Raw genomic sequence first — 1,090 nt, 5'->3', positions numbered from 1 at the left:
TGGTCTTGGTATGCTTGAGTGTAAAAAAGCACTCGCTGAGACGGACGGTGATGTAGATAAGGCAATTGAAGAATTGCGTAAGAAGAGCGGTATGAAAGCAGCTAAGAAAGCTGGTCGTACTGCTGCAGAAGGTGTTGTTGTTGTTAAAGTTGCTGACGACGCGTCAAAAGCAATGTTGGTAGAAGTTAACTCAGAAACAGATTTTGCTGCGAAGAACGAAGACTTTTTGGCGTTTGCTAATAAGGTTGCAGAAGAGGCGTTTGCTAGCGGTTCAACTGATGTTGCTGGTTTGTTAGATGCTGAGCGTGAAGCGCTTGTTCAAAAAGTTGGTGAGAATATCTCTCCTCGTCGCGCTGTAGCTCTTGAGGGTGCAGTTGTTGGTTCATACGTTCACTCAAACAACCGTATTGGTGCAATTGTTGTGCTATCTGGTGGTTCTGCTGAGTTAGCTAAAGATATCGCTATGCACGCAACTGCGGTAAACCCTCGTGTTCTTCGCCCAGAAGATATGGCTGAAGAAGAGTTAGAGAAAGAGAAAGAAATCATTAAGGCGCAACCTGACATGGAAGGTAAGCCTGCAGAGATCGTTGAGAAAATGATGGGTGGTCGTATCAAGAAGTTCCTTAAAGAGAACTCTATGACAGAGCAGCCTTTCGTTAAAAATCCAGAGCTTACTGTTGGCCAGTTAGCGAAAGAAGGTGGTGCTGAGATCGTATCTTTCGTTCGCCTTGAAGTGGGTGAAGGTATTGAGGTTGAAGAGACTGACTTTGCAGCTGAAGTTGCTGCTCAGTTGGCTGGCGATGCTTAATCTCCATATCTAATATGCGATCTAAAGAAGTGTTTTTGTCGTAGCGGCAAACTCTGCTTCTTGCTACAATTCGCGCCGGTGCCGTACCTTAAGCTTTAAGGTGCGGCATTGTTTTATATGGCGTCAGAAAAACTAAGGTGACGCTACGCTCAAATACGCTTTTCAGGACACGACATATGCCAACAAACTTGCAGCCAAAATATAAGCGAGTGCTACTTAAATTAAGTGGCGAAGCCCTCATGGGTGATGAGAACTTCGGTATCGACCCAAAGGTACTGGATC

Annotated in this window: 1 protein-coding gene and 1 pseudogene; both read left to right on the top strand. The window is 45.1% G+C overall.

Annotated elements, in window-relative coordinates:
- A partial coding sequence (gene tsf, locus A3738_RS27470; RefSeq protein ID WP_068763994.1) for a translation elongation factor Ts occupies nucleotides 1-808 on the top strand: 808 nt, incomplete at its 5' end.
- A gap of 176 nt (nucleotides 809-984) precedes the next feature.
- A pseudogene (locus A3738_RS30245) lies at nucleotides 985-1,090 on the top strand (UMP kinase); the annotation flags it as partial.

Source organism: Oleiphilus sp. HI0066, from assembly GCF_001635725.1.
This window is presented reverse-complemented; position numbering and strand designations above follow the sequence as displayed.